Origin of the sequence: Paraburkholderia sp. D15 (assembly GCF_029910215.1) — a bacterium.
Taxonomy (GTDB): Bacteria; Pseudomonadota; Gammaproteobacteria; order Burkholderiales; family Burkholderiaceae; genus Paraburkholderia.
In genome coordinates this window covers 1,288,225-1,311,657 of record NZ_CP110395.1, presented here as the reverse complement: position 1 = coordinate 1,311,657, position 23,433 = coordinate 1,288,225, and the positions used below count along the sequence as shown (strand labels likewise).

Annotated in this window: 22 protein-coding genes; 13 read left to right on the top strand and 9 right to left on the bottom strand. The window is 63.9% G+C overall.

What is annotated here, in order from left to right; translation table 11 throughout:
• Positions 1–46: 46 nt before the first annotated feature.
• The 3 genes from pnp to LFL96_RS05705 form a co-directional block, all read right to left on the bottom strand.
• Positions 47–2,182, bottom strand: coding sequence for a polyribonucleotide nucleotidyltransferase (pnp, locus tag LFL96_RS05715; protein ID WP_280998977.1), 2,136 nt, complete (start codon positions 2,180–2,182; stop codon positions 47–49).
• A gap of 389 nt (positions 2,183–2,571) precedes the next feature.
• Positions 2,572–2,844 (bottom strand): 30S ribosomal protein S15, encoded by a 273-nt coding sequence (gene rpsO, locus LFL96_RS05710; RefSeq protein WP_280998972.1) that lies wholly within the window; start codon positions 2,842–2,844, stop codon positions 2,572–2,574.
• 262 nt (positions 2,845–3,106) lie between these two features.
• Positions 3,107–4,579, bottom strand: a complete 1,473-nt coding sequence (locus LFL96_RS05705; protein WP_280998970.1) for a branched-chain amino acid ABC transporter substrate-binding protein — start codon at positions 4,577–4,579, stop codon at positions 3,107–3,109.
• Positions 4,580–4,740: 161 nt separating this feature from the next.
• On the opposite strand from LFL96_RS05705, the gene LFL96_RS05700 reads away from it, so the two are divergent.
• From LFL96_RS05700 to LFL96_RS05690, 3 genes are all read left to right on the top strand, one after another.
• Positions 4,741–5,337 carry a hypothetical protein gene (locus LFL96_RS05700; RefSeq protein ID WP_280998968.1) on the top strand — a complete coding sequence of 199 codons (597 nt, stop codon included), beginning with the start codon at positions 4,741–4,743 and terminating at the stop codon, positions 5,335–5,337.
• A gap of 234 nt (positions 5,338–5,571) precedes the next feature.
• Positions 5,572–6,207, top strand: a complete 636-nt coding sequence (locus LFL96_RS05695; RefSeq protein ID WP_280998966.1) for a carbonic anhydrase — start codon at positions 5,572–5,574, stop codon at positions 6,205–6,207.
• 220 nt (positions 6,208–6,427) lie between these two features.
• Complete coding sequence (locus LFL96_RS05690; RefSeq protein WP_280998964.1) at positions 6,428–8,029, top strand: SulP family inorganic anion transporter; 1,602 nt, start codon at positions 6,428–6,430, stop codon at positions 8,027–8,029.
• Positions 8,030–8,152: 123 nt separating this feature from the next.
• Here the strand turns inward: LFL96_RS05690 and LFL96_RS05685 are convergent, their stop codons facing one another.
• The 6 genes from LFL96_RS05685 to LFL96_RS05660 all read right to left on the bottom strand — a co-directional run bounded on the left by LFL96_RS05685 (position 8,153) and on the right by LFL96_RS05660 (position 15,172).
• Complete coding sequence (locus LFL96_RS05685) at positions 8,153–9,700, bottom strand: 2-isopropylmalate synthase (protein WP_280998962.1); 1,548 nt, start codon at positions 9,698–9,700, stop codon at positions 8,153–8,155.
• A gap of 313 nt (positions 9,701–10,013) precedes the next feature.
• Positions 10,014–10,880 (bottom strand): CDP-diacylglycerol--serine O-phosphatidyltransferase, encoded by an 867-nt coding sequence (gene pssA / locus LFL96_RS05680; RefSeq protein ID WP_280998961.1) that lies wholly within the window; start codon positions 10,878–10,880, stop codon positions 10,014–10,016.
• Positions 10,881–10,903: 23 nt separating this feature from the next.
• Entirely contained in the window at positions 10,904–11,542 is a 639-nt protein-coding gene (locus LFL96_RS05675) for a phosphatidylserine decarboxylase (RefSeq protein ID WP_280998959.1), read from the bottom strand.
• Between the two features lie 128 nt (positions 11,543–11,670).
• Positions 11,671–12,687, bottom strand: a complete 1,017-nt coding sequence (gene ilvC / locus LFL96_RS05670; protein ID WP_280998957.1) for a ketol-acid reductoisomerase — start codon at positions 12,685–12,687, stop codon at positions 11,671–11,673.
• Between the two features lie 118 nt (positions 12,688–12,805).
• Complete coding sequence (gene ilvN, locus LFL96_RS05665; protein ID WP_117338215.1) at positions 12,806–13,297, bottom strand: acetolactate synthase small subunit; 492 nt, start codon at positions 13,295–13,297, stop codon at positions 12,806–12,808.
• A 111-nt stretch (positions 13,298–13,408) separates the two neighbouring features.
• Positions 13,409–15,172, bottom strand: coding sequence for an acetolactate synthase 3 catalytic subunit (locus LFL96_RS05660; RefSeq protein WP_280998953.1), 1,764 nt, complete (start codon positions 15,170–15,172; stop codon positions 13,409–13,411).
• 361 nt (positions 15,173–15,533) lie between these two features.
• On the opposite strand from LFL96_RS05660, the gene LFL96_RS05655 reads away from it, so the two are divergent.
• The 10 genes from LFL96_RS05655 to LFL96_RS05610 all read left to right on the top strand — a co-directional run bounded on the left by LFL96_RS05655 (position 15,534) and on the right by LFL96_RS05610 (position 23,308).
• Positions 15,534–16,097: an RNA polymerase sigma factor gene (locus LFL96_RS05655; RefSeq protein WP_280998951.1), complete on the top strand. Its 564-nt coding sequence runs from the start codon at positions 15,534–15,536 to the stop codon at positions 16,095–16,097.
• Complete coding sequence (locus LFL96_RS05650) at positions 16,094–16,522, top strand: DUF3619 family protein (protein WP_280998949.1); 429 nt, start codon at positions 16,094–16,096, stop codon at positions 16,520–16,522. The genes LFL96_RS05655 and LFL96_RS05650 overlap by 4 nt, the downstream gene beginning before the upstream one ends.
• Positions 16,523–16,538: 16 nt before the next feature.
• Positions 16,539–17,300, top strand: coding sequence for a DUF3106 domain-containing protein (locus tag LFL96_RS05645; RefSeq protein ID WP_280998947.1), 762 nt, complete (start codon positions 16,539–16,541; stop codon positions 17,298–17,300).
• Between the two features lie 26 nt (positions 17,301–17,326).
• Entirely contained in the window at positions 17,327–17,848 is a 522-nt protein-coding gene (locus tag LFL96_RS05640) for an RDD family protein (RefSeq protein WP_280998945.1), read from the top strand.
• Positions 17,849–18,025: 177 nt separating this feature from the next.
• Positions 18,026–18,967, top strand: a complete 942-nt coding sequence (locus LFL96_RS05635; protein ID WP_280998943.1) for a UDP-2,3-diacylglucosamine diphosphatase — start codon at positions 18,026–18,028, stop codon at positions 18,965–18,967.
• Positions 18,968–19,012: 45 nt separating this feature from the next.
• Entirely contained in the window at positions 19,013–20,044 is a 1,032-nt protein-coding gene (locus LFL96_RS05630) for a glycosyltransferase family 1 protein (RefSeq protein WP_280998941.1), read from the top strand.
• A gap of 20 nt (positions 20,045–20,064) precedes the next feature.
• On the top strand, positions 20,065–20,796 hold the full coding sequence (locus tag LFL96_RS05625; protein ID WP_280998938.1) for a diacylglycerol kinase: 732 nt from the start codon (positions 20,065–20,067) through the stop codon (positions 20,794–20,796).
• A gap of 293 nt (positions 20,797–21,089) precedes the next feature.
• Entirely contained in the window at positions 21,090–21,815 is a 726-nt protein-coding gene (locus LFL96_RS05620) for a TetR/AcrR family transcriptional regulator (RefSeq protein ID WP_280998937.1), read from the top strand.
• A 2-nt stretch (positions 21,816–21,817) separates the two neighbouring features.
• Positions 21,818–22,402, top strand: a complete 585-nt coding sequence (locus tag LFL96_RS05615; RefSeq protein ID WP_280998935.1) for a TIGR00730 family Rossman fold protein — start codon at positions 21,818–21,820, stop codon at positions 22,400–22,402.
• A gap of 159 nt (positions 22,403–22,561) precedes the next feature.
• Positions 22,562–23,308: an SDR family oxidoreductase gene (locus LFL96_RS05610; RefSeq protein ID WP_280998933.1), complete on the top strand. Its 747-nt coding sequence runs from the start codon at positions 22,562–22,564 to the stop codon at positions 23,306–23,308.
• The last annotated feature ends 125 nt before the right edge of the window (positions 23,309–23,433 follow it).

The following is a 23,433-nucleotide window of genomic DNA, read 5'->3' as shown; positions in this document are numbered from 1 at the left end:
ACGGCCGGCGCGCATTCGCGCTGCCGGCCGTTGCTCCGCTACCGCATTACTGCGGCGTCGGCTCGCCTTGCGGCGCGTCGTTCAGCAACGCCTTGGCCGACAAACGCACGCGGCCCTTTTCGTCCGTCTGGATGACCTTGACCTTCACTTGCTGGCCGTCCTTCAGGTAGTCGTTGATGTCCTTGATACGCTCGTTGGCGATTTCGGAGATGTGCAGCAGACCGTCCTTGCCCGGCAGGATGTTCACGATCGCGCCGAAATCGAGCAGCTTGAGCACGGTGCCTTCGTACACCTGACCCACTTCGACTTCCAGCGTGATGTTCTCGATGCGCTTCTTCGCTTCGGCCATCCCTTCGCTGCTCGTGCTCGCGATGGTAACGACGCCGTCGTCCGAAATATCGATCGTCGTGCCGGTTTCCTCGGTCAGCGCGCGGATCACCGAACCACCCTTGCCGATCACGTCGCGGATCTTTTCCGGATTGATCTTGATGGTGATCATGCGCGGCGCGTAGTCCGACAGCACCGTGTTCGCACCCGACACCGCCGCGGTCATCTTGCCGAGGATGTGCATACGGCCTTCCTTCGCTTGCGCGAGGGCGACCTGCATGATTTCCTTCGTGATGCCCTGAATCTTGATGTCCATCTGCAGCGCGGTCACGCCCTGCTCCGTACCGGCCACCTTGAAGTCCATGTCGCCGAGGTGATCTTCGTCGCCGAGGATGTCGGTCAGCACGGCAAACTTGTTGCCTTCGAGAATCAGGCCCATCGCGATGCCGGCGACGTGCGCCTTCATCGGCACGCCGGCGTCCATCAGCGCGAGGCAGCCGCCGCACACCGACGCCATCGACGACGAACCGTTCGATTCGGTGATTTCCGACACCACGCGGATCGAGTAGCCGAATTCGTCGGCGCTCGGCAGGCACGCGGCCAGTGCGCGCTTGGCCAGACGGCCGTGACCGATTTCACGGCGCTTCGGCGAGCCGACGCGGCCCGTTTCGCCGGTGGCGAACGGCGGCATGTTGTAGTGGAGCATGAAGCGTTCGCGGTACTCGCCTTCGAGCGCGTCGATGCTTTGCTCGTCGCCCTTGGTGCCCAGCGTGGCCACCACCAGCGCCTGCGTTTCGCCGCGCGTGAACAGCGCCGAACCGTGCGTACGCGGCAGCACGCCGGTACGGATTTCGATCGGACGCACGGTGCGCGTGTCGCGGCCGTCGATACGCGGCTCGCCGTTCAGGATCTGCGTACGGACGATCTTCGCTTCGATGTCGAACAGCACGTTGCCGACGGTCGCCTTGTCGGCGGCCGGAGCGCCGCCTGCGGCTGCGTCTTCCTCGAGCTTCGCCGACGTCGCCGCGTAGACTTCCTTCAGCTTGGCCGAACGTGCCTGCTTGTCGCGAATCTGATAAGCAGCGAGCAGATCGGCTTGCGCCAGTTCCGTCACGCGCGCGATCAGCGGCTCGTTCTTCGCTGCCGGCTGCCAGTCCCATTCCGGCTTGCCGCCTTCGCGGACCAGCTCATGGATCGCGTCGATCGCGATCTGCATCTGCTCGTGACCGAACACCACGCCGCCGAGCATCACTTCTTCGCTCAGTTGCTGCGCTTCCGATTCCACCATCAGCACCGCGCGCTCCGTACCGGCGACGATCAGGTCGAGCGCCGATTCCTTCATTTGCGGACGCGTCGGGTTCAACACGTATTCGTTGTTGATGTAAGCCACGCGAGCCGCGCCGACCGGGCCGTTGAACGGCAGCCCGGAGATGGCGAGCGCCGCCGACGCGCCGATCAGCGCGGGAATGTCGGCGGGGATTTCGGGGTTCAGCGACAGGACATGGATCACGACCTGGACTTCGTTGTAGAAGCCTTCCGGGAACAGCGGACGCAGCGGACGGTCGATCAGGCGCGAGATCAGCGTCTCGCCTTCCGACGGACGGCCTTCGCGGCGGAAGAAACCACCGGGGATCTTGCCGGCGGCGTAGGTCTTTTCGAGGTAGTCGACGGTCAGCGGGAAGAAGTCCTGGCCCGGCTTCGCGGTCTTGGCGCCGACCACGGTTGCCAGCACGACGGTGTCTTCGACGTCGACGATCACCGCACCGCTCGCCTGACGAGCGATTTCGCCCGTTTCGAGGCGAACGTTATGTTGTCCCCACTTAAACTCTTTGACGATCTTATTGAACATAGTCATTGCTTTTCCTCTTCGTAATGCCGCGCGGACCAGAAGCGGCGCGGCTACGCCAAGGCCGGCGCCGCATGGGGAGAGTAGTGTTATGCCATTCCAGAGAACCGCGCCTGATGCGAAGGACACGCGCGAACCGCTGGAATGACACAAAGCTCTGCCCTGAAGCCCGGCCGTATTTCCGTTTTTGCTGCTTGCTCTACTGCTTTCTTTTGACTGCTTTTACTGCGGCTACCGCTGCTTCCACTTGATATCCGCGCCCGCTGCGTGAATCGACACACGCTGCCGCGAGGCGCGGGCGACGCACTTCACATGAAGCGCACCGCGCAAAAACAAAATGCCTGCATCAGTGGAACTGACACAGGCATCTTGCTGAGAGCGCCTTACCGCGCGCCCGATTACTTACGCAGACCCAGCTTCTCGATCAGCGAACGGTAACGGTCCGCGTCCTTGGCCTTCAGGTAGTCGAGCAGCTTACGACGGCGGCTCACCATGCGCAGCAGACCGCGGCGGCTGTGGTGGTCCTTCGCGTGGGCCTTGAAGTGAACGGTCAGTTCATTGATGCGGGTCGTGAGCAGCGCGACCTGAACTTCGGGGGAGCCGGTGTCGTTGGCTGCGCGTGCGAATTGCGCGACGACGTCGGACTTCTTGCTTGTTTCAACTGCGGACATGTCGATTTCCTTAAGAACTGGACAGGCGGTCACGGAAGAAAGGCCGTGCCGTGGGTTACTTGTGATGATTCACTACTGACTCATATTCCCGTGTCAGACGAGGCGTTTACTGCCCGGCCTTACAACGGGACGCGTATTGTAGCACAGCCTGTTTCGGCCGCGAACCCTGCTGCGCCGGGGCGGATCGGGGGACTTGGTTCTGCCGCGGCGGGTTGTGTTGCGGCGCTGGCATTGCTTCCGGTCCCGACGTCTCAAACCCTCGTCAGGGGCGTTTCATTTTGCAGGTCGTCGGCGGCACGGTCCGCTCCGGCGCCAGAGCCAGCACCGTGCGGAAACCGTAGCCGGAACCCTCGTTGTCGAAATGCACGCCCGGCGTGCCCGCCTTGTCCATCTCCATCACGTAAAGAGGCTGGATCAGTTGATGGTCGTCGGCGCGCATCCAGGATGCGTGGAAGCCGTTGTCGAACCTGATCCCCTCGAGCGCGCGGGCGACGGCCAGCGGGTCCGCGCTGCTCGCGCGGTTCATCGCCGCGGCGAGCGTTTCGATCATCAGCGGCATGCGCAGCACCGGGTAGTCGTCCTGAGCGGCCGGGAAACGGGCGCGGAACGCTGCGTACCAGGCGTCCGAGGCCGCGCCGCCCGCGTTCGGATGCCAGTCCGCCACCGCGATCACGTGCTTGACGCCCGCGTCGCCCAGGGCGGCCGGCGCGCCGAGGCTGTTGCCGTAGAAGGTGTAGAACTTCGTGTCCAGCCCCTGCTCGCGGGCCGCCTTGACGAGCAGCGTCAGGTCGTTGCCCCAGTTGCCGGTGATCACCGCGTCCGCGCCGCTCGCGCGGATCTTCGCGATGTACGGCGCGAAGTCCTTCACGCGGCCGATTGGGTGAAACTCGTCGCCGACCACCGCGATGTCCGGCCGTTTCGCCGCCAGCGTCGACCGCGCAAGACTGCTGACGTCGTGCCCGAAGCTGTAGTCCTGGTTCAGCAGATAAACCTTCTTCACCGCCTTGTCGCGCTGGATCACATCGGCCAGCGCATCCATGCGCATGCCCGCGTGCGCGTCGAAACGGAAGTGCCAGAAACTGCAGTTGGCGTTGGTCAGCGCGGGGTCGTCGGCGGAATAGTTGAGGAACAGTTCGCGATTGGCGGGCTCGCGGCTGTTCTGTTTGTCGATCGCGCCGATCAGCGCGGCGGCCACCGCTGAACTGTTGCCTTGCATGATGTAGCCGATATGGCGGTCGGCGACCGCGCGCAGTTGCGTGAGCGCTTCCTCGGGGCTGCCTTTGCTGTCGAGGACGACCAGTTCCAGCGGATGCGCGCCGTCGGCGAGCTTGACGCCACCTTGCGCGTTCACCTGCTCGACGCCGAAGCGCAGATTGCGTTCGACGGCCGCGCCCGCGTTCGCGAACGGGCCGGACATGCCTTCGATCAGCGCGAGCTGGATCGGCGTGCCAGTTGGTTTAGCGCTGGGGTTTGCGCTGGTTTTCGCGCCCGGCGCGGCGGTTGGCGTGACGCCGGCCTTCGCGCCGGCACCATTCCCGGCGGTCCGCGCGGCGCTATCCGTGGCGGCCAGCGTCGTCACAGCCTGCGCTGCGCCGCCCGCGGCATTCTGTCTGGCGCTCTGCGCGACCGCGTAGCCGGCCACCGTCATCGACATCACCGCCAGCGCTGTGCCCGCCGCCCTTTGCCACTTCGCCATCTGGATTGCCCCGCTCGATTCGTGGAAAGCGCGGATCATAGGTCGTTCAAGACGGAATAAGCAAGCCGCCGCAAGCGTTACCGTACTGAACGGATTGCCCTGGTCGCCGCGCGCGAAGCGTCGCTGTTTTGCCGTGGCGCATGTCAAAATACCCCGTCTCGATGATAAAAACCGCTACTCGAATGCCATCGGAGGAATTTATGCTCAACCGCCACGCCCATACGGTGGCTTCGACCGGTGCGCCGGCCGCCGGAGCGCCGGCCGCCGGGGCGCCCGTTGCCGGGTCGCCGGCAAGGTCGCGTTTGCGCCGCGCCGCGCTCGTCTGCCTCGGCGCGCTGATGCTCGCCGGCTGCGCGCAGCCCTGGCAGCAATTCCAGCAAGGCGCGGACGAATCGACCATCGTCACGCGCCTCGGCCCGCCGCGCGAAACCTACGACCTGCCGAACGGCGGCAAACGCCTGATGTGGCCGACCCAGCCGATGGGCGAAACCACCACCGCCGCCGACATCGACGCGTCCGGCAAGATCGTCAACGTCCGCCAGGTGCTGCAGCCGAACGAGTTCTACCGCGCCGAAATCGGCAAATGGACCAAGAGCGACGTGCTGGTCAATTTCGGCCGCCCGGTGGAAACCTCGTATTTTCCGTTGATGAAGCGCGAAGTCTGGACCTACCGGTATCTGGAGGACAACTTCTGGTACATGATGTACAGCTTCTACTTCGACGATCAGGGCGTTGTGCGCCTCACGCAAAAGACGCCCGATCCGCTGCACGATCCGGACCGCCGCAGTCTGTTCTAGCAGCCCGCTCGAATCAATCCGCATCTAGCAAGCCGCCTTTTCATGGCGGCTTTTTTTATTTATTTCGCATTATGGAGAATTTTTTGTCGCTACACGGCGGACTTATTTTATAGTAGAAAGGTATTAGTAAGATTCATTCACCCTCTGACGATCCATCCTACTGCCCGGGATCGTCGCGCTGCACCCGTGAGATCCGGCTAAATCCATGCCCGCCACTTCAAGGAGCCGCTATCGATGAACCGTCCCAAACGCCTGCTGGTCGCCAACGTCGCATGGGCGCACGAAACCGCCGTGCGCAACCCCGAATTCTTTCGAAATCTGGCGCGTGGCCAGAATCCTTATGTTTTGTGGATCGGCTGCTCGGATAGCCGCGTGCCCGCCGAAACCATCACGCATTGCGAACCCGGCGACCTGTTCGTCCATCGCAACATCGCCAATCTGTTCGTGCCGGACGACGACAACTCGGCGAGCGTCCTCGAATACGCGGTGAAGGTGCTGAAGGTCGGCCACGTGATCGTCTGCGGGCATTACGGATGCGGCGGCGTGCGCGCTGCGCTGCTGCCCCCGGAGTCGAGCCTGCCGCACGTGAATCGACGGATCGCGCCGTTGTGCGCGCTGGCCGGCGCGCATCGCGACGAACTGGCCGGCTGTGCCGACGAGCATGCGCGCGTCGACCGTCTCGCCGAACTGAATGTGCTCGATCAGGTGCGGCGCTTACGCGCACATTCGATCGTACGCGAGGCCGAAACAACGCCGCTCGTGCACGGCTGGGTCTTCGCGCTCGGCGACGGGCGCATCAAGGTGCTCGCATCCGGTTATGAAACCGATGACGCCATGACCTGCACAACCGCGGTGCATAGCGTGGCCTGACAGAAATCCGCTTTGATCGTTTCACGGCATTGAGTCAAATTATTTAGTTATCTTAATTTGACGATTTCGATGCCAATGCACCTCGTATTTGCGTACGCGCGCAAGCACTCCGCACGCAACCCATCGGGAATTGGGATAGCCATCTGGCCCTCCTCAACCGGCGCTCGCCAGGCCACCTGCCTGAGCCTCATGCCAACCCTCCTCTGACGGCACGGACACCATGAATCTTCGAGCTTTCCTCTCTTCATTTCAGCGCGACCTGCTTGCCGGCACGGTCGTCTTTCTGGTGGCGCTGCCGCTTTGCCTCGGCATCGCCAATGCGTCGGGCGTCGAGCCATTTGCCGGGCTCGTTTCCGGGATCGTCGGCGGACTGGTCGTGGCCGTGTTGAGCGGTTCGCGGCTCAGCGTCAGCGGGCCGGCCGCGGGGCTCGTCGTGATCGTCGTCGATGGGATCGCGCAGCTCGGCAGTTTCTCCGCGTTCCTGCTGGCCGTACTGCTGTCGGGGGCGATCCAGTTCGGCTTCGGCATGCTCAAGGCCGGACGGTTCGCGGCGTACGTGCCGTCGCCGGTGATCAAGGGGATGCTCGCCGCGATCGGCGTGCTGCTGATCGTCAAGCAGTTTCCGCTGGCGTTGGGGTTGAGCGGCGGCGCGGCTGCGGCGACGACCGCAACTGCCGTAACCGGCGCATCGGCAAGCGTTCACGCCAACGGCGCCATCGCCACGCCGTTCGGCTCGATCTCGATCGCCGCCTGTGCGATCACGCTGCTGTCGCTCGCGATCCTCGCCGGCTGGGAAACCCGCGCGATGCGCCGCTTCAAACTCGTGCGCCTGCTGCCGGCACCGCTTGCCGTCGTGCTGCTCGGCATCGGCGCTACTCTGCTGCTCGGCGCGCTGGCTCCCGCGTTGGCGCCGCCGGCCGAACATCGGGTCGCGCTGCCTTCGCTCGAATCGTTCGCCGCTTTGCAGCTCGCGTTTCAATGGGCCGACTTCGGCCCGCACTTTTCGCAACTCGTGAATCCCGACATCTGGCGCGTGGCCATCACGCTGGCCATCGTCGCCAGTCTCGAAACCTTGCTGAGCCTCGAAGCCGTCGAACAGATCGACCCCGCGCGCCGCGCCGCGCCGCCGGATCGCGAACTCAAGGCGCAAGGCGTGGGCAATCTGATCGCCGGCGCGATCGGCGGCCTGCCGATCACGTCGGTCATCGTGCGTAGCTCCGCCAACGTCCATGCGGGCGCACAGAGCCGGCTGTCGGCAATCTTCCACGGCGTGTTGCTGCTGATCAGCGTATTCGCGCTCACCAGCGTCATCAACCTGATTCCGCTCGCGTGTCTCGCGGCGATCCTGATCTTCACCGGCGTGAAGCTCGCGAAGCCTTCGTTGTTCGTCGCCATCGCAAAGCGAGGGTTCGCGCCGTTCGCCCCGTTCATCATCACGCTTGTCGGCGTGCTGGCGACCGATCTGCTGATCGGCATCGTGCTCGGCATTCTGAGCAGCGTGCTACTCGCGCTGTATGCGAATCTGCGCGGTCCGATCGTGCTCGCGCAGCATGGCGATCACTATCTGCTGTCGTTTCGCAAGGACGTTTCCTTTCTCGGCAAGGTGCCGCTCAAGCATTACCTGCAGCAGATTCCGGACGGCGCAACGCTGATCGTCGACGCGACGCGCGCCGATTTCGTCGATCACGACGTGCGCGAGTTGCTCGATACGTTTGTCGCCGAGGCACCGGCCCGGGGGATTGCGGTCGATGTGCGGCATCAGGTTCAGGCGCAGGCGCGCGCGGCGCGTGGCTGGTCCATGCGAAGGGCGGCGACGGAATAAACGTATCAGCGCCTTAAAAGCAGAAAGCCCTGTGCAGCATGTCACTGCACAGGGCGTTCAGTTATCACAATCACGAGCGGCGCCGCCAGACGGCTTAGTCGCCGCGTGGCACCGCCGCCGCCTTCATTCCGAGCGCTGCGGATTCAGCTTGTCGACATTCGAATACAGCTTGTTCAGCGCCGAGATATAAGCCTTCGCGGATGCCGCGACGATATCCGGATCGGTGCCGACGCCATTGACGATCCGCCCGCTCCTCGACAAGCGCACCGTCACTTCGCCCTGCGACTGCGTGCCGGTCGTGATCGCGTTCACCGAGTACAGCAGCAGCTCCGACCCGCTGCCCACTTCGGTTTCGATCGCGTTCAGCGTCGCATCCACCGGACCGTTGCCGCGCGCCTCGCCGGTAATCTCCTTGCCTTCGACGGAAAACACGATCTTCGCGTGCGGCTGTTCGCCGGTTTCCGAATGCTGCGACAGCGACAGGAATTTGTAGTGTTCCTTCTCCTGCGCCTCGGCGGATTCCTCCGTGACGATCGAGATGATGTCCTCGTCGAAAATCTCCGCCTTCCGATCGGCCAGTTCCTTGAAGCGCGCGAATGCGGAGTTCAGTTCCGCTTCGCTGTCCAGCGAAATGCCCAGTCCCTGCAGACGCTGCTTGAATGCATTGCGGCCCGACAGCTTGCCGAGCACGATCTTGTTCGCGCTCCAGCCCACGTCTTCGGCACGCATGATTTCGTAGGTGTCGCGCGCCTTCAGCACGCCGTCCTGGTGGATGCCCGACGCGTGCGCGAACGCATTCGCGCCGACCACCGCCTTGTTCGGCTGCACGACGAAACCGGTGATCTGCGACACCAGCTTCGATGCGGGCACGATCTGCGTGGTATCGAGACCAAGCTCGAGGCCGAAATAATCCTTGCGGGTCTTCACCGCCATCACGATTTCCTCGAGCGACGTGTTGCCCGCGCGCTCGCCGAGACCGTTGATCGTGCACTCCACCTGGCGCGCGCCGCCGATCTGCACGCCAGCCAGCGAATTCGCCACCGCCATGCCGAGGTCGTTATGGCAGTGCACGGAGAACACCGCCTTGTGCGAGTTCGGAATACGCTCGCGCAGCGTCTTCACGAGTTGACCGTACAACTCCGGCACGCCGTAGCCGACCGTATCCGCGATATTGATGGTGGTCGCGCCTTCGGCGATCACCGCTTCGAGCACGCGGCACAGGAAGTCCATGTCCGAGCGGCTGCCGTCTTCGGGGGAAAACTCGACGTCGTCGGTGAATTTGCGCGCGAAACGGACCGCCAGCTTCGCCTGCTCGAACACCTGGTCGGGCGTCATGCGCAGCTTCTTTTCCATATGCAACGGCGACGTCGCGATGAATGTATGGATGCGGAAATGATCGGCGGGTTTGAGCGCGTCGGCCGCGCGTTGAATGTCCTTGTCGTTCGCGCGGGCCAGCGAGCAGATCGTGCTGTCCTTGATGAGCCCCGCGATGGTCTGGATCGCGTCGAAGTCGCCGTTCGAACTGGCCGCGAAGCCCGCCTCGATCACGTCCACCTTCATCCGCTCGAGTTGTTTGGCGATGCGGATTTTCTCTTCTTTCGTCATCGACGCGCCGGGCGATTGTTCGCCGTCGCGCAACGTGGTGTCGAATATGATCAGTTTGTCGGACATGTCGGGTCTCCTGAGGAGTCGTTCGATTGTGGGGATCGGATTCTGGGGGCTTCGAGCAGCGCGGTGGACGCCGCTGTGGACACAACCCGCGGCGGCCGCGCGAGGCGCATCGAGGAACGGAGCGCATCGGCACACCACGCGCAACCGCATTCAACGACCGACTATAGCGGCATTCCCCAAGCGGTGCAATTAGCGCCCGGCCGCCCCGCTCAGCCTCGCGCGACGGCCTTTTTCCAAACGCAAAACGGCGGCCCGAAGGCCGCCGTTTCATTCACGGTTTCTACTCGCGCCGGGTACGCGTGTTGCCGGATTGCTACCTCTCCCGCTGTACGGAGCGCGCCGGATTTGCCCGTCCGCGCAGCGCCTGGTATCCCCAGAACACATAGCCCGACAGACCATACAGCACGAACAGGCCGAACAGCATCAACGGCGGGTCGGACGACACCAGCACGAACGCCACGACCACCAGCAGAATGACGCCGAATGGCACGCGATGCCGCACGTCCAGCGCCTTGCCGCTGTAGAACGGCGCGTTCGACACCATCGTCACGCCGGCGTAGATGGTCAACACGAACGCGACCCACGGCAGCCAGACCAGCTTGAGCGGCACGCGGTTGTCGGTGGCGAGCCACACGAAACCGGCGATCAGCGCCGCCGCGGCCGGGCTCGGCATGCCCTGGAAGAAGCGCTTGTCGACCACGCCGATGTTCGTGTTGAAGCGCGCGAGACGCAGCGCCGCGCCCGAGCAATAGACGAACGCCGCGAGCCAGCCCCAACGACCGAGGTCCTTGAGAATCCATTCGTACATGACGAGCGCCGGCGCGACGCCGAACGACACCATGTCCGACAGACTGTCGAACTGCTCGCCGAACGCGCTCTGCGTATGCGTCATGCGGGCGACGCGGCCGTCCATGCCGTCGAGCACCATAGCGACGAAGATCGCGATGGCCGCGACTTCGAAGCGCACGTTCATGGCCTGCACGACGGCGAAGAAGCCGCAGAACAGCGCCGCGGTGGTAAACGCGTTCGGCAGCAGGTAGATGCCGCGCTTGCGGAGGAACTGCTGACGCTGCGCGCGCCGGCTGTCGACCGCCGCTTCCGCCACCATCGGCTTGTTACGGCGGAACGGGCGCGGAAGCGGCCCGCTATTGCGGGGGCGACGCGGTTTGAATGCGGCCATTCGGAAAACCTCCTTATGCCGCTTTAGAGTTCAGCGAGGATCGTGGACGACGCGGAAACCTTTTCGCCGATCGATACACGCGGTCGGCTGCCCACCGGCAGATACACGTCGACGCGCGAACCGAAGCGGATGAAACCGTAGCGCTGACCGCGCGTGAGCGGCTCGCCTGCCCTGACGTAGCAAAGAATGCGCCGCGCGATCAAACCGGCGATCTGCACCGAGGTCACGGTCTGCCCGCCGGCCGTCTCGATCACCACCGCATTGCGTTCGTTTTCCGTCGATGCCTTATCCACCGCCGCATTCAGATACGCGCCCGGGAAATATTCGACCTTGGAAATCGCGCCATCCACCGGCGAGCGTTGCGAGTGCACGTTGAACACGTTCATGAACACGCTGATCTTCAACGCTTCACGATTCGCATACGGATCATGCGCGGTTTCGACTGCGACGATGCGGCCGTCGGCCGGACACAGCACCGCGTTCGCCTGCGTGGGAATCGGCCGGGCGGGATCGCGGAAGAACTGGACGACGAAAATCAGCAACAGCCAGAACAGCCATGAAATGCCGAATCCCGCGAAGAAGTGAATCAGAAGTGCAACGACGGCCGCGATGGCGATGAACGGCCAGCCTTCTCGCGCGATGATCGGATGAGGGTAATTCATGAATGGCTTCTGTGTTTTTGTAAAACCGTAGGATAGCAAAAGCCGCCCAGGGTTCAGCACCCTTGGGCGGCTTTTTGATCTACCCGCCTAACCCGGCGGGTAAAAACAGCGATTCGGCAGTGACTCGCTTAGTTCTTCGACTGGTCGACCAGCTTGTTCTTCGCGATCCACGGCATCATTGCGCGCAGCTTCGCACCGACCTGTTCGATCTGATGCTCGGACGTCAGGCGGCGGCGCGATTGCAGCGTCGGTGCGCCGGCCTTGTTTTCGATGATGAAGCTCTTCGCGTACTCGCCCGTCTGGATGTCGGTCAGCACGGCCTTCATCGCCTTCTTCGTTTCAGCCGTCACGATGCGCGGACCCGTCACGTACTCGCCATATTCGGCGTTGTTCGAGATCGAGTAGTTCATGTTGGCGATGCCGCCTTCATAGATCAGGTCGACGATCAGCTTCAGTTCGTGCAGGCACTCGAAGTACGCCATTTCCGGCGCGTAGCCCGCTTCCACCAGCGTTTCGAAGCCGGCCTTGATCAGGTCGACCGTACCGCCGCACAGCACGGCTTGTTCGCCGAACAGGTCGGTTTCCGTTTCTTCGCGGAAGTTGGTTTCGATGATGCCGGCACGGCCGCCGCCGTTCGCCGCTGCGTACGACAACGCGATGTCGCGTGCCGAGCCCGACTTGTCCTGCGCAACCGCGATCAGGTGCGGCACGCCGCCGCCTTGCGAGTACGTGCCGCGCACGGTGTGGCCCGGGGCCTTCGGCGCGATCATGATCACGTCGAGGTCGGCGCGCGGAATCACCTGGCCGTAGTGCACGTTGAAGCCGTGCGCGAACGCGAGCGCCGCGCCTTGCTTGGCGTTGCCGTGCACTTCCTTCGCATAGACTTCGGCGATCTGCTCGTCCGGCAGCAGCATCATGACGACGTCCGCGCCCTTGACCGCTTCGGCCACTTCCTTCACTTGCAGGCCGGCGTTCTCGGCCTTGCTCCACGATGCGCCGCCCTTGCGCAGACCGACCGTGACGTTCACGCCGCTTTCCTTCAGGTTCAGCGCGTGCGCATGGCCTTGCGAGCCATAGCCGATGATGGTGACCTGCTTGCCCTTGATGAGGGAGAGATCGGCGTCCTTGTCGTAGAAAACTTTCATGTCGGTTCCTTGGCTAAATTCGATGATTCGGTGAAATTCAGAGACTGCGAATGTGGTATTGCGTGGCCGGACGCTCGCGCTGCCCGGCCTGATCGAGACGCTGCGGGTGGCGTGCGCGTCACACCTTCAGGATGCGCTCGCCGCGGCCGATGCCCGACCCGCCCGTGCGGACGGTTTCGAGAATCGCCGTGGCGTCGATCCCTTCGATGAAGGCGTCGAGCTTCTCGCTCGCACCCGTCAGTTCGATCGTGTAGGTCTTTTCGGTGACGTCGATGATGCGGCCGCGGAAAATATCCGACATCCGCTTCATTTCCTCACGTTCCTTGCCGACCGCCCTCACCTTGATCAACATCAGCTCGCGCTCGATGTGGGCGCCCTCGGTAAGGTCGACCACTTTCACCACCTCGATCAGGCGGTTCAGATGCTTCGTGATCTGTTCGATCACGTCGTCCGAGCCAATGGAGACGATGGTCATGCGCGACAGCGAACGATCTTCGGTCGGAGCCACCGTCAAGGTTTCAATGTTGTAGCCGCGTGCCGAGAACAACCCCACCACGCGCGATAACGCGCCCGGTTCGTTTTCCAGCAGGACTGAAATGATGTGTCTCATGTTTCGCTTCTTCCAGATGTTTTGTCGATGTCCGCGAGCGGTTGCGCGCCGCCCCGCCTGCCCGCGCCCTTCGTGAAGGCGCGCAGGCGAAGCCGGCGCTGGCAGCCGTCGTTATAGATCTTCCGAACCCATGAGCATCTCGGTGATGCCCTTGCCGGCCTGAACCATCGGCCAGACGTTTTCGGTCGGATCGGTCTGGAAATCGAGAAACACCGTGCGGTCCTTCAGGCGCAGCGCTTCCTTCAGCGCCGGCTCGACGTCCGCCGTGCGTTCGATACGCATGCCGACGTGGCCGTACGCTTCGGCGAGCTTCACGAAATCCGGCAGCGCATCCATGTACGAATGCGAATAGCGCTTGCTGTATTCGATCTGCTGCCACTGGCGCACCATGCCCAGATAGCGGTTGTTCAGCGAGATGATCTTCACCGGCGTCTCGTACTGCTTGCAGGTGGAGAGTTCCTGAATGCACATCTGGATCGAGCCTTCGCCCGTGATGCACAGCACGTCGTCGTCCGGGTGCGCCATCTTGACGCCCATCGCCGCCGGCAGGCCGAAGCCCATCGTGCCGAGACCACCGGAGTTGATCCAGCGGCGCGGCTTGTTGAACTTGTAGAACTGCGCCGCCCACATCTGATGCTGACCGACGTCGGAACACACGAAGGCATTGCCGTCGGTCAATTCCCACGCCTTTTCGACCACGTACTGCGGCTTGATGATGTCGCTCTTGCGGTCGAACTTCAGGCAGTCTTTCGCGCGCCAGGCTTCGATGTCCTTCCACCAGTCGGCGAGCGCCGCGGTATCCGGACCGTGTTCGGCCGTTTGCAGTTGCTCGATCAACTCCTTCAGCACTTCCTTCACGTCGCCGACGATCGGAATATCGACCTTGACGCGCTTGGAGATGGAGGACGGATCGATGTCGATATGGACGATCTTGCGCGGACGCGACGCGAAGTGCGCCGGATCGCCGATCACACGGTCGTCGAAACGCGCGCCGATCGCGATCAGCACGTCGCAGTGCTGCATCGCCATGTTGGCTTCGTACGTGCCGTGCATGCCGAGCATGCCGAGGAATTTCTTATCGCTCGCGCGGTAGCCGCCCAGACCCATCAGCGTGTTGGTGATGGGGTAGCCGAGCAGATCGGCGAACTGGTTCAGCTCGCGCGCCGCGTCGGCGAGGATGATGCCGCCGCCAGTGTAGATATACGGACGCTTGGCCGACAGCAGCAGCGAGACCGCCTTGCGGATCTGGCCGGAGTGGCCCTTCGTGACCGGGTTGTACGAGCGCAGCGACACGCTCTTCAGCGGTTCGTAATGGCAGGGCGTCTTCGACACGTCTTTCGGAATGTCGATCAGCACCGGGCCGGGACGGCCAGTACGGGCGATGAAGAAGGCTTTCTTGACGGTGGCGGCGAGGTCGCGCACATCTTTCACGAGGAAGTTGTGCTTCACGCAGGGACGCGTGATGCCGACCGTGTCGCACTCCTGGAACGCGTCCTGGCCGATGGCGGCAGTCGGCACCTGGCCGCTGATGATCACCATCGGGATCGAATCCATGTACGCGGTGGCGATGCCGGTGACCGCGTTGGTGACGCCCGGACCGGACGTCACGAGGCACACGCCGACCTTGCCGGTGGAGCGCGCGTAAGCGTCGGCGGCGTGGACCGCGGCCTGCTCGTGGCGCACCAGAACGTGCTGGAATTTGTCCTGCTTGTACAGCTCGTCGTAAATGTAGAGTACCGAGCCGCCGGGATAGCCCCAGATGAACTCGACGTCTTCGTCGGCCAGTGCCTTCATGAGCACGGTGGCGCCGATAGAGTCAGCTTCGGGATGAGGAGTCGTATCCGACGTGGAGAATTCCGCGCTGGGCATATTCATTTATTCACCTTTCGAATTTTCGGCAAAAAATTGATCGGGTGCTCTCTGCCGGGCTTGTGGCTCGGGTTCAAGCTGCGCGTCCAGTTGACAGGTGAGCTTCTTGGGCCACACCTCAATTGAGACAAGTCACTTGTGTTGCGAACCAGCGAAGATATCCGTAGATGCTGACGCGGTCAAGCAATTATTGCCTCGACGCCTCGGCTGCGCCCTCGCCGGATGCCCGAATCGACCGAAAGCTTGTTATAGAGATGCAAGGTGAATCACGTTTCGCCCCAGCGACGCAAAAGTTTGTTAGCATCCGCGAGTTTTACGACATTTTTCGACCGATTACGCGCACGCTCGCTGCGCCGACCCCCAACGGATGGCATCAGACAAGGAACTCGCCGATTTTCTGGCGGGCGTCGAAAGGCGCGCATTCAAGCAGACGGTCTACGCCGTGCGGGACGACGACGCCTCGCTGGATATCGTGCAGGACGCGATGATCAAGCTCGCCGAAAAATACGGCGACCGTCCGGCGGCCGAACTTCCGCTGCTGTTTCAGCGTATTCTCCAGAATGCGATGCACGACTATTTCCGTCGTGCCAAAGTGCGCAATACGTGGGTGAGTCTGTTTTCGTCGCTCGGCAATGCCGACGACGAGGATTTCGACCCCCTCGAAACCTTCGAGGCCCAGGAGGGCGCGGCAGGCTCCGAGAGCAACGAACAAAAACTCGAACGCGAACAGGTTCTGCAGGTAATCGACGACGAGATCCAAAAGTTACCGGCACGTCAACGGGAGGCGTTTCTCATGCGTTATTGGGAAGATATGGATGTCGCCGAGACTGCCGCCGCGATGGGCTGCTCCGAAGGCAGTGTGAAAACGCACTGCTCGCGGGCCACCCACACGCTGGCGCAAGCGCTCAAGGCTAAAGGAATCACGCTATGAGCTCCCTGGAAACCAAAGAACTCGAGTTCGCCCGCCAAATGCGCCGCGCGCTCGACGAAAACGCCGCCAGCATTCCCACCGCCGCCGTCGACCGGCTCGCCGCGGCGCGTCGTGCCGCGCTCGCCCGCAAGAAGCCCGAAACGGTCAGCGCGCCGGTGTTCGTGCCGGCCTTCGCCGGCGCGGGCATGGCCGCCGGCATGCCGCCGGTCGAACTGCCGCAGCGCCGCCGTTCGCCGCTGCGCCGCTTCGCGCTGGCCTGGCCGCTGGTCGCGCTGGTCGTGAGCCTGGTGGGTATCGCCTACTGGGAAGACCAGCAACGCACCGCCGAGCTCGCCGATATCGACGCCGCCATGCTGAGCGACGATCTGCCGCTCAATGCCTATCTCGACCACGGCTTCAACGCGTACCTTTCACGCGCCCACTGAGCGGGAGATTTTTCGGGTGAGTTACAAGCGCGGCCTGGCCGTTGTTTTCGGATGCACGATCGCGGCCCTGGTGTCGTTCGCCGCGACCTATCCGCGCTTCTATCCGAGCCCCGCGGCGCCCAGCGCGCCCGCTGCGGCCGGCACTACCGTCACCGCCAAGGCGCCCGCGCCCACGCTCGCCGTCGAACTGCCCGGCCTGCCCGGCAGCAACAGTCCGATCGCGTGGTCGCGGCTGACGTCGGCCGAACATCTCGCTCTTGCTCCGTTCGAACCGCTGTGGGATTCGTTCAGCGACGAACGCAAGCGCAAGTGGCTGAAGATCGCGTCGCGCTATCCCAAGATGTCGCCCGACGCGCAAAAACGCCTGCATGACCGCATGACCGAATGGGTCCGCATGACGCCGGATCAACGGCGCGTCGCGCGCGAAAACTATCAGGTGTCGAAGGAACTGCCGCGCGAAACCCGCCAGAATGCGTGGAAGGCGTATCAGCAGTTGCCCGAGGAGCAGAAGGAACGGCTTGCCGCCAGCGAACGCAAACGCCGTCCGAGCGTGGTCAGCGCGCCGCCGTCGGGACGCACCGAAATCAAGGGTATCGACCGTCTCGTCAATGCGCGCGAACATGGCGCGAGCGGCGTGGCGGCGGCCAGCGCGGCAGCCGCCGCGTCGTTGCCGAGTCCGGCCGTCGCGCCGGCGATTCCCGCCGCCGGCAGTTTCGTGCCCGCCACGCCGGTGCCGGTTTCGCCGGCCGAGGCACCGTCCATTTTCAACGGCTCCTGAGCCGGCCCGCCCTGCCCCCGCCATCCGTGTCCCAACCGCTCGCGACCTCGACACCTGCCGTTGATGCTCCGGGCATCGCTCCCACCGTCCGGCGCCGTCTCGCGGCCTTGCTCTACGAAGCGATGATCCTGTTCGGCGTGGTGTTCGTCGCCGGATATCTGTTCAGCACGCTGACGCAGCAACGCAACGGCCTCACGCATCACAACCTGCTGGCGGCCTGGATCGGCCTCGTGGTCGGCGTGTATTTCGTCTGGTTCTGGACCCACAGCGGCCAGACCCTGCCGATGAAAACCTGGCGCCTGCGCGTGGTCGCCGCCGACGGCGCGCCGCTCGGCACAATCCGCGCGATCGCACGTTACCTGCTGACGTGGCTGTGGTTTCTGCCGCCGCTCGCGCTGCATCCGCTGCTCGGGCTCAAGCTGCCGCAGACGCTGATCGTCGCCGCGGTCTGGTTCGTGCTGTGGGCCGCGACCGGCCGGTTCGATCCGCGGCGTCAGTTTCTGCACGATCGGCTGGCCGGCACGCGCATCGTCAACGTGTCGCGCTGAGACACGCACACGCCGCCGGTCTTTCATCGCCAGGCGGCGCCGATCGCCGTGCGTCCACCGCCTCGGCGTGACCCGCCCGCAACACCCTCCCCGCAGTAATAAGAACTTCTCATGACTGTCACGGCATAGTCACGCGCACCTGGCTCAATACGGGCACTGCAACTCGACGCGTGAGCCATGGACCCCAAAACGTCCGCGACTTCCCTGTTCCGCCAAACCGGCCCGAGCGTCGACCCTGTCGCGTTCCGCCCGGAACCCACTCCTGGACACGGCCTGCCGCTGCCCGTCGCCTCCTTGCCGCTCGACGCGTCCGCCGGTCATCACGACGACGATCACGCCGAACCGCAACGCTACCGCACCATCTGGCTGTCGGACATCCATCTCGGTTCCAGCGGCTGCCAGGCGCCGTATCTGCTCGACTTCCTGCGGCACAACGAGTCGGAGTATCTGTACCTGGTCGGCGACATCATCGACGGGTGGCAGCTGAAGAAGGGCTGGTACTGGCCGCAGGCGCACAACGACGTCGTGCAGAAGATCCTCCGCAAGGCGCGCAAGGGCACCCAGGTCGTCTACGTGCCCGGCAATCACGACGAAGCCGCGCGCCAGTTCTGCGACCTCGCGTTCGGCGACATCCACGTGCGCGGCGAGGCGTTCCATACCACCCTCGCCGGCAAGCGCCTGTGGATCGTGCACGGCGATCTGTTCGACGGCGTGATCCAGCACGCCAAATGGCTCGCCTATCTCGGCGACACGCTCTACACGATGATCCTGATCCTGAACCGCTGGTTCAACCGGATCCGCAGCCGGCTCGGATTCCCGTACTGGTCGCTGTCGCAGTATCTGAAGCATCAGGTGAAGAACGCGGTGAATTTCATCTCCTCGTTCGAACGCGTGATGACCGACGAAGCGCGCCGCCGCGGCTGCGACGGCGTGGTCTGCGGGCATATCCACAAGGCCGAGATCCGCGACATCGACGGCGTGCTGTACTGCAACGACGGCGACTGGGTCGAGAGTCTGTCGGCACTCGTCGAGACGTTCGAAGGTGAACTCAAGGTGATCTACTGGACCGTGATGCGCGCCCCGGAAGCCGGCGTGCAGAAGGCCCGGGCGACCGCGTAATCCCGCTTCACTTCATCCCGCTTAACTTCGATAGGGCCAATACCGATGAAGATCATGATCGTCACCGACGCGTGGGAACCGCAGGTCAACGGCGTCGTGCGCACGCTGAAGAACACCACGCGCGAACTCACCGCGCTTGGCCACCAGGTCGAACTGCTGACGCCGCTCGAATTCAAGACGATCCCCTGCCCGACCTATCCCGAGATTCGCCTGTCGCTGCTGCCGCGCCGCAAGCTGCGCTCGCGCATCGACGCGTTCGCGCCCGACGCGCTGCACATCGCCACCGAGGGTCCGCTCGGCATGGCCGCGCGCGCCTACGCGATCCAGCACAAGCTGCCGTTCACGACCGCCTATCACACGCGCTTTCCGGAGTACGTGCAGGCGCGTTTCGGCATTCCGCTCAGCGCGACGTACAAGTTCCTGCATTGGTTCCACAAGCCGTCGCTGGCGGTGATGGCGCCCACGCCGGTGGTCAAGAGCGACCTCGAAAAATTCGGCTTCACCAATGTCGTGCTGTGGACGCGCGGCGTCGATCTGGAGATCTTTCACCAGATGGACTCGAAGGTGCTCAACACCGCGCGGCCGATCTTCCTGTACGTGGGCCGCGTGGCCGTCGAGAAGAATGTCGAGGCGTTCCTGAAGCTCGATCTGCCCGGCTCGAAGTGGGTGGCCGGCGAAGGTCCGGCACTTGCCGAACTGAAGTCGCGCTATCCGCAGGCGAACTATCTGGGCGTGCTGACCCAGGCTGAACTGGCGAAGGTGTACGCCGCCGCCGACGTGTTCGTGTTCCCGAGCCGCACCGACACCTTCGGGCTGGTGCTGCTCGAAGCGCTCGCCTGCGGCACGCCGGTCGCGGCGTATCCGGTCACGGGTCCGATCGACGTACTCGGCGACGGCGGCGCGGGCGCGATGCACGAAGACCTGCGCGAGGCCTGCCTCGAAGCGCTGAAGATCGATCGCGACCACGCCCGCGCGTGGGCCGAGCGCTTCTCGTGGACGGCCGCCTCCGAGCAGTTCGCCGCCCATCTGAAACCGCTGCCGCGCACGTCGTACCGCGAGGAAAGCGCGGCTGCGTGATGCGGCGCGCCAGGTCGTCCATGCCAATCAGACCCTTCCCCGCGGCGCGTGCGAATCGCCGCGCGCTGCGCGCGGTGGACGGCGACGCCGACACCGCGCATCCCGAACCGTTCGACGACGTTCGCGAACCCGGCGCGCCGGATCATGCGGATCATGCTGATCACGCGCAGGGACTCAACGGCGTGAACAACGTGAGCAACGTGAACGGCGCGCAAGCCGCAAGTCACGTGGCGGCGAAGCATTCCGGCTCGGCGCGCACGACCTCGGCTCAGGCCCATCTCTCCAGCCACGCCGATCACGCGAACGACGCCGCGCACGAACCGCTCAGCCCCGACGATCCGCTCGCCCCGCTGCCCTTCAATCCCTACAAAGGCAATCGCGGCCTCACGCGCGCATGGCACGCGATGAAAAATTCGCTGGCCGGATTCCAGGTCGCGATTCGCGAGGAAAGCGCGTTCCGCCAGGAACTGACGCTCGCGGCGATCCTGATTCCGTGCGGCGTGCTGGTGCCGGTCGAGCCGTTGTCGCGCGTGCTGCTGCTCGGTTCCGTGCTGCTGGTGCTGATCGTCGAGTTGCTGAATTCGAGCGTCGAGGCGGCGATCGACCGGATCTCGCTGGAACGCCACGAACTGTCGCGCCGCGCGAAGGATCTCGGCAGCGCGGCGGTGATGGTCGCGCTCGGCATGTGCGTGATGACGTGGGGGCTGATCGTCGGTCCGCTCGTCGTGCACTGGGTGAAGGCGTGGCTTTGACCGCCGTGCCGCGCAGACCGGACGACGCCCGGCGATGCAGCCAGCCGCCGTGCAAGCCGTCCGAAAGAATGAAAACCCTGAGTATCTGCTTGGTATAAGAACGGTCGGTTTATAATCGTCCGACAGTCCCACGGGAAAACGCTGGGCCTTCCCCAGCTTTTCCCGCCCCCGCGGGGGGCCTGACGCACAACGGCAGGTTTGAGGGCACTCACTATACCAACCGCATCCGGGTGGATCACGCAACAGCGGCATGCCGCCACGCGCCCAGCCCGGCGTAACCAGGGCCGGACGACATGGAAGCCAAACCTCCCCGCCGCACGCGCGAACGGATTCTCGAACTCTCGTTGAAGCTGTTCAACGAAATCGGCGAGCCGAACGTCACGACGACGACGATCGCCGAGGAAATGGAAATCAGTCCAGGCAACCTGTACTACCACTTCCGCAACAAAGACGACATCATCAACAGCATCTTCAGCCAGTTCGAGCAGGAGATCGAGAAGCGTCTGCGTTTCCCCGACGACCATCGCGCGACCATCGACGAAATGTGGTCGTACCTGCAGTACATGGTCGATTTCACATGGCGCTACCGTTTTCTGTATCGTGATCTGAACGATCTGCTGGCGCGTAACCGCACGCTCGAAACGCACTTCAAGCAGATCATCAGCCACAAGGTGCGCTTTGCCAGCCAGTTCTGCGACCAGCTCGTCGCCGACGGCGAAATGGTCGCCACGCCGGAAGAGCTGCACGTGATCGCCACCAACGTCGGCGTGATCGGCACTTACTGGCTGTCGTACCAGTTCGTGATGAACCCGCGCAAATACAACGAGCAGGAAGCGATTCGCGCGGAACTGCATCAGGTTAGCGTGCAGATCGTGTCGCTGATGGCGCCTTATCTGCGCGGCCGCTCGCGGCAGATTTTCGACGACCTCGTGTCGGGCAAGCTGCCCAAGCGCGAGTTTTACGACTACCTGCCGCAGAAGGAAGGCGCCGCGCCCCGCAACGAACCGAAGGACGTTTGAGCATGAAGTCGGTGTGTGTGTATTGCGGCTCCTCGAACGGAGCCAAACCGTTGTACGCGGATGCGGCGCGCGCGTTCGGCCGCGCGTTGGTGCAGGCCGATCTCGCGCTGGTCTACGGCGGCGGCAAGGTCGGCCTGATGGGCGTGATCGCCGATACGGTGATGGCCGAAGGCGGCCGCGCGATCGGCGTGATTCCCGAACTGCTGGTCAACAAGGAAGTCGGCCATGACGGGCTGACCGAATTGCACGTGGTGCCGGACATGCATCATCGCAAGAAGATGATGGCGGATCTGTCCGATGCGTTCGTGGCGATGCCCGGCGGCGCCGGCACGCTCGAGGAGTTTTTCGAGGTCTACACGTGGGCGCAGCTTGGCTATCACCAGAAGCCCGTTGCGCTGCTCAATATCGACAGCTTCTACGATCCGTTGATCAGCCTGCTGCGGCATACGGTCGAGGAAGGCTTCATGCGCGAGACGTACTTCGACATCCTGCAGGTCGATGCCGATCCCGCCGCGCTGATCGGCAAGCTGCAACGCTATCAGCCGCCCGCCAGCGACAAGTGGGCGATCAAGCGCGACGCGGTTTGAGTCGCGGCGGCGGTGGGTGATCCGGTTGCGCCGGCTGCCGGGTTCGCCTTCACCGCCCTCTTCGCATTTGTCCCATTCGTCGTTTTCGCCTCTGCCGTCGCCGCTGTCTCCGTCTCCGTCGCCGTCTCCGTCCGCATTGCTTCGAATCCTGGGAGTCCCATGGCAAAAACCGTTCTGATCACCGGCGGCAGCCGCGGCATCGGCCGCGCGGCGGCCTGTCTGCTCGGCACGCAAGGCTGGTCCATCGGCGTGAACTACGCGACCAATCGTGAGGCGGCGCAGGCCACCGTGGCCGACGTCGAACGCGCCGGCGGCCGGGCCGTGGCGATTGCCGGCGATGTCGCCAGCGAAGCCGACGTGATCGCGATGTTCGACACGCTGGCGGCCCATTTCGGCCGCGTCGACGCGCTCGTCAACAACGCCGGCATCGTCGCGCCGTCGAGCCAGCTCGCCGACATGGACCTCGCGCGCCTGAAGCGCATGTTCGACGTCAACGTGCTCGGCGCCTATCTGTGCGCGCGCGAAGCCGCGCGGCGCATGTCGACCACGCGCGGCGGCGCGGGCGGCGCGATCGTCAACATCTCGTCGGCGGCATCGCGGCTGGGGTCGCCGAACGAATACATCGATTACGCGGGTTCGAAAGGCGCGATCGATACGATGACCCTGGGTCTCGCGAAGGAACTCGGCCCGCAGGGCGTGCGCGTGAATGCAGTGCGTCCGGGTCTGATCGATACCGAGATTCACGCGAGCGGCGGCAAGCCGGATCGCGCCGCCCAACTCGGCGCGACCACGCCGCTCGGGCGTCCAGGCAGCGCCGACGAAGTCGCGCAATCCATCGCGTGGTTGCTGGGCGACGCCGCTTCGTACGTGACGGGCGCGCTGCTCGACGTATCGGGCGGCCGCTGAGCGCGCCCACCTCCCCATTCCCTCCTCCCGGCCGCGCTTCGCGGCCGTTTTCTTATCCCACTCCCACGAATTCTTATCGATTTGATGAGAAATCTCCGTCTTGCGTGAAATTAACCCCAGGATTC

Excerpts from the sequence above, each read along its gene's own strand:
- pnp (WP_280998977.1), bottom strand. The coding sequence starts at position 2,182 with ATGACTATGTTCAATAAGATCGTCAAAGAGTTTAAGTGGGGACAACAT.
- rpsO (WP_280998972.1), bottom strand. The coding sequence starts at position 2,844 with ATGTCCGCAGTTGAAACAAGCAAGAAGTCCGACGTCGTCGCGCAATTC.
- LFL96_RS05705 (WP_280998970.1), bottom strand. The coding sequence starts at position 4,579 with ATGATCCGCGCTTTCCACGAATCGAGCGGGGCAATCCAGATGGCGAAG.
- LFL96_RS05700 (WP_280998968.1), top strand. The coding sequence starts at position 4,741 with ATGCTCAACCGCCACGCCCATACGGTGGCTTCGACCGGTGCGCCGGCC.
- LFL96_RS05695 (WP_280998966.1), top strand. The coding sequence starts at position 5,572 with ATGAACCGTCCCAAACGCCTGCTGGTCGCCAACGTCGCATGGGCGCAC.
- LFL96_RS05690 (WP_280998964.1), top strand. The coding sequence starts at position 6,428 with ATGAATCTTCGAGCTTTCCTCTCTTCATTTCAGCGCGACCTGCTTGCC.
- LFL96_RS05685 (WP_280998962.1), bottom strand. The coding sequence starts at position 9,700 with ATGTCCGACAAACTGATCATATTCGACACCACGTTGCGCGACGGCGAA.
- pssA (WP_280998961.1), bottom strand. The coding sequence starts at position 10,880 with ATGGCCGCATTCAAACCGCGTCGCCCCCGCAATAGCGGGCCGCTTCCG.
- LFL96_RS05675 (WP_280998959.1), bottom strand. The coding sequence starts at position 11,542 with ATGAATTACCCTCATCCGATCATCGCGCGAGAAGGCTGGCCGTTCATC.
- ilvC (WP_280998957.1), bottom strand. The coding sequence starts at position 12,687 with ATGAAAGTTTTCTACGACAAGGACGCCGATCTCTCCCTCATCAAGGGC.
- ilvN (WP_117338215.1), bottom strand. The coding sequence starts at position 13,297 with ATGAGACACATCATTTCAGTCCTGCTGGAAAACGAACCGGGCGCGTTA.
- LFL96_RS05660 (WP_280998953.1), bottom strand. The coding sequence starts at position 15,172 with ATGAATATGCCCAGCGCGGAATTCTCCACGTCGGATACGACTCCTCAT.
- LFL96_RS05655 (WP_280998951.1), top strand. The coding sequence starts at position 15,534 with ATGGCATCAGACAAGGAACTCGCCGATTTTCTGGCGGGCGTCGAAAGG.
- LFL96_RS05650 (WP_280998949.1), top strand. The coding sequence starts at position 16,094 with ATGAGCTCCCTGGAAACCAAAGAACTCGAGTTCGCCCGCCAAATGCGC.
- LFL96_RS05635 (WP_280998943.1), top strand. The coding sequence starts at position 18,026 with ATGGACCCCAAAACGTCCGCGACTTCCCTGTTCCGCCAAACCGGCCCG.
- LFL96_RS05630 (WP_280998941.1), top strand. The coding sequence starts at position 19,013 with ATGAAGATCATGATCGTCACCGACGCGTGGGAACCGCAGGTCAACGGC.
- LFL96_RS05625 (WP_280998938.1), top strand. The coding sequence starts at position 20,065 with ATGCCAATCAGACCCTTCCCCGCGGCGCGTGCGAATCGCCGCGCGCTG.
- LFL96_RS05620 (WP_280998937.1), top strand. The coding sequence starts at position 21,090 with ATGGAAGCCAAACCTCCCCGCCGCACGCGCGAACGGATTCTCGAACTC.
- LFL96_RS05615 (WP_280998935.1), top strand. The coding sequence starts at position 21,818 with ATGAAGTCGGTGTGTGTGTATTGCGGCTCCTCGAACGGAGCCAAACCG.
- LFL96_RS05610 (WP_280998933.1), top strand. The coding sequence starts at position 22,562 with ATGGCAAAAACCGTTCTGATCACCGGCGGCAGCCGCGGCATCGGCCGC.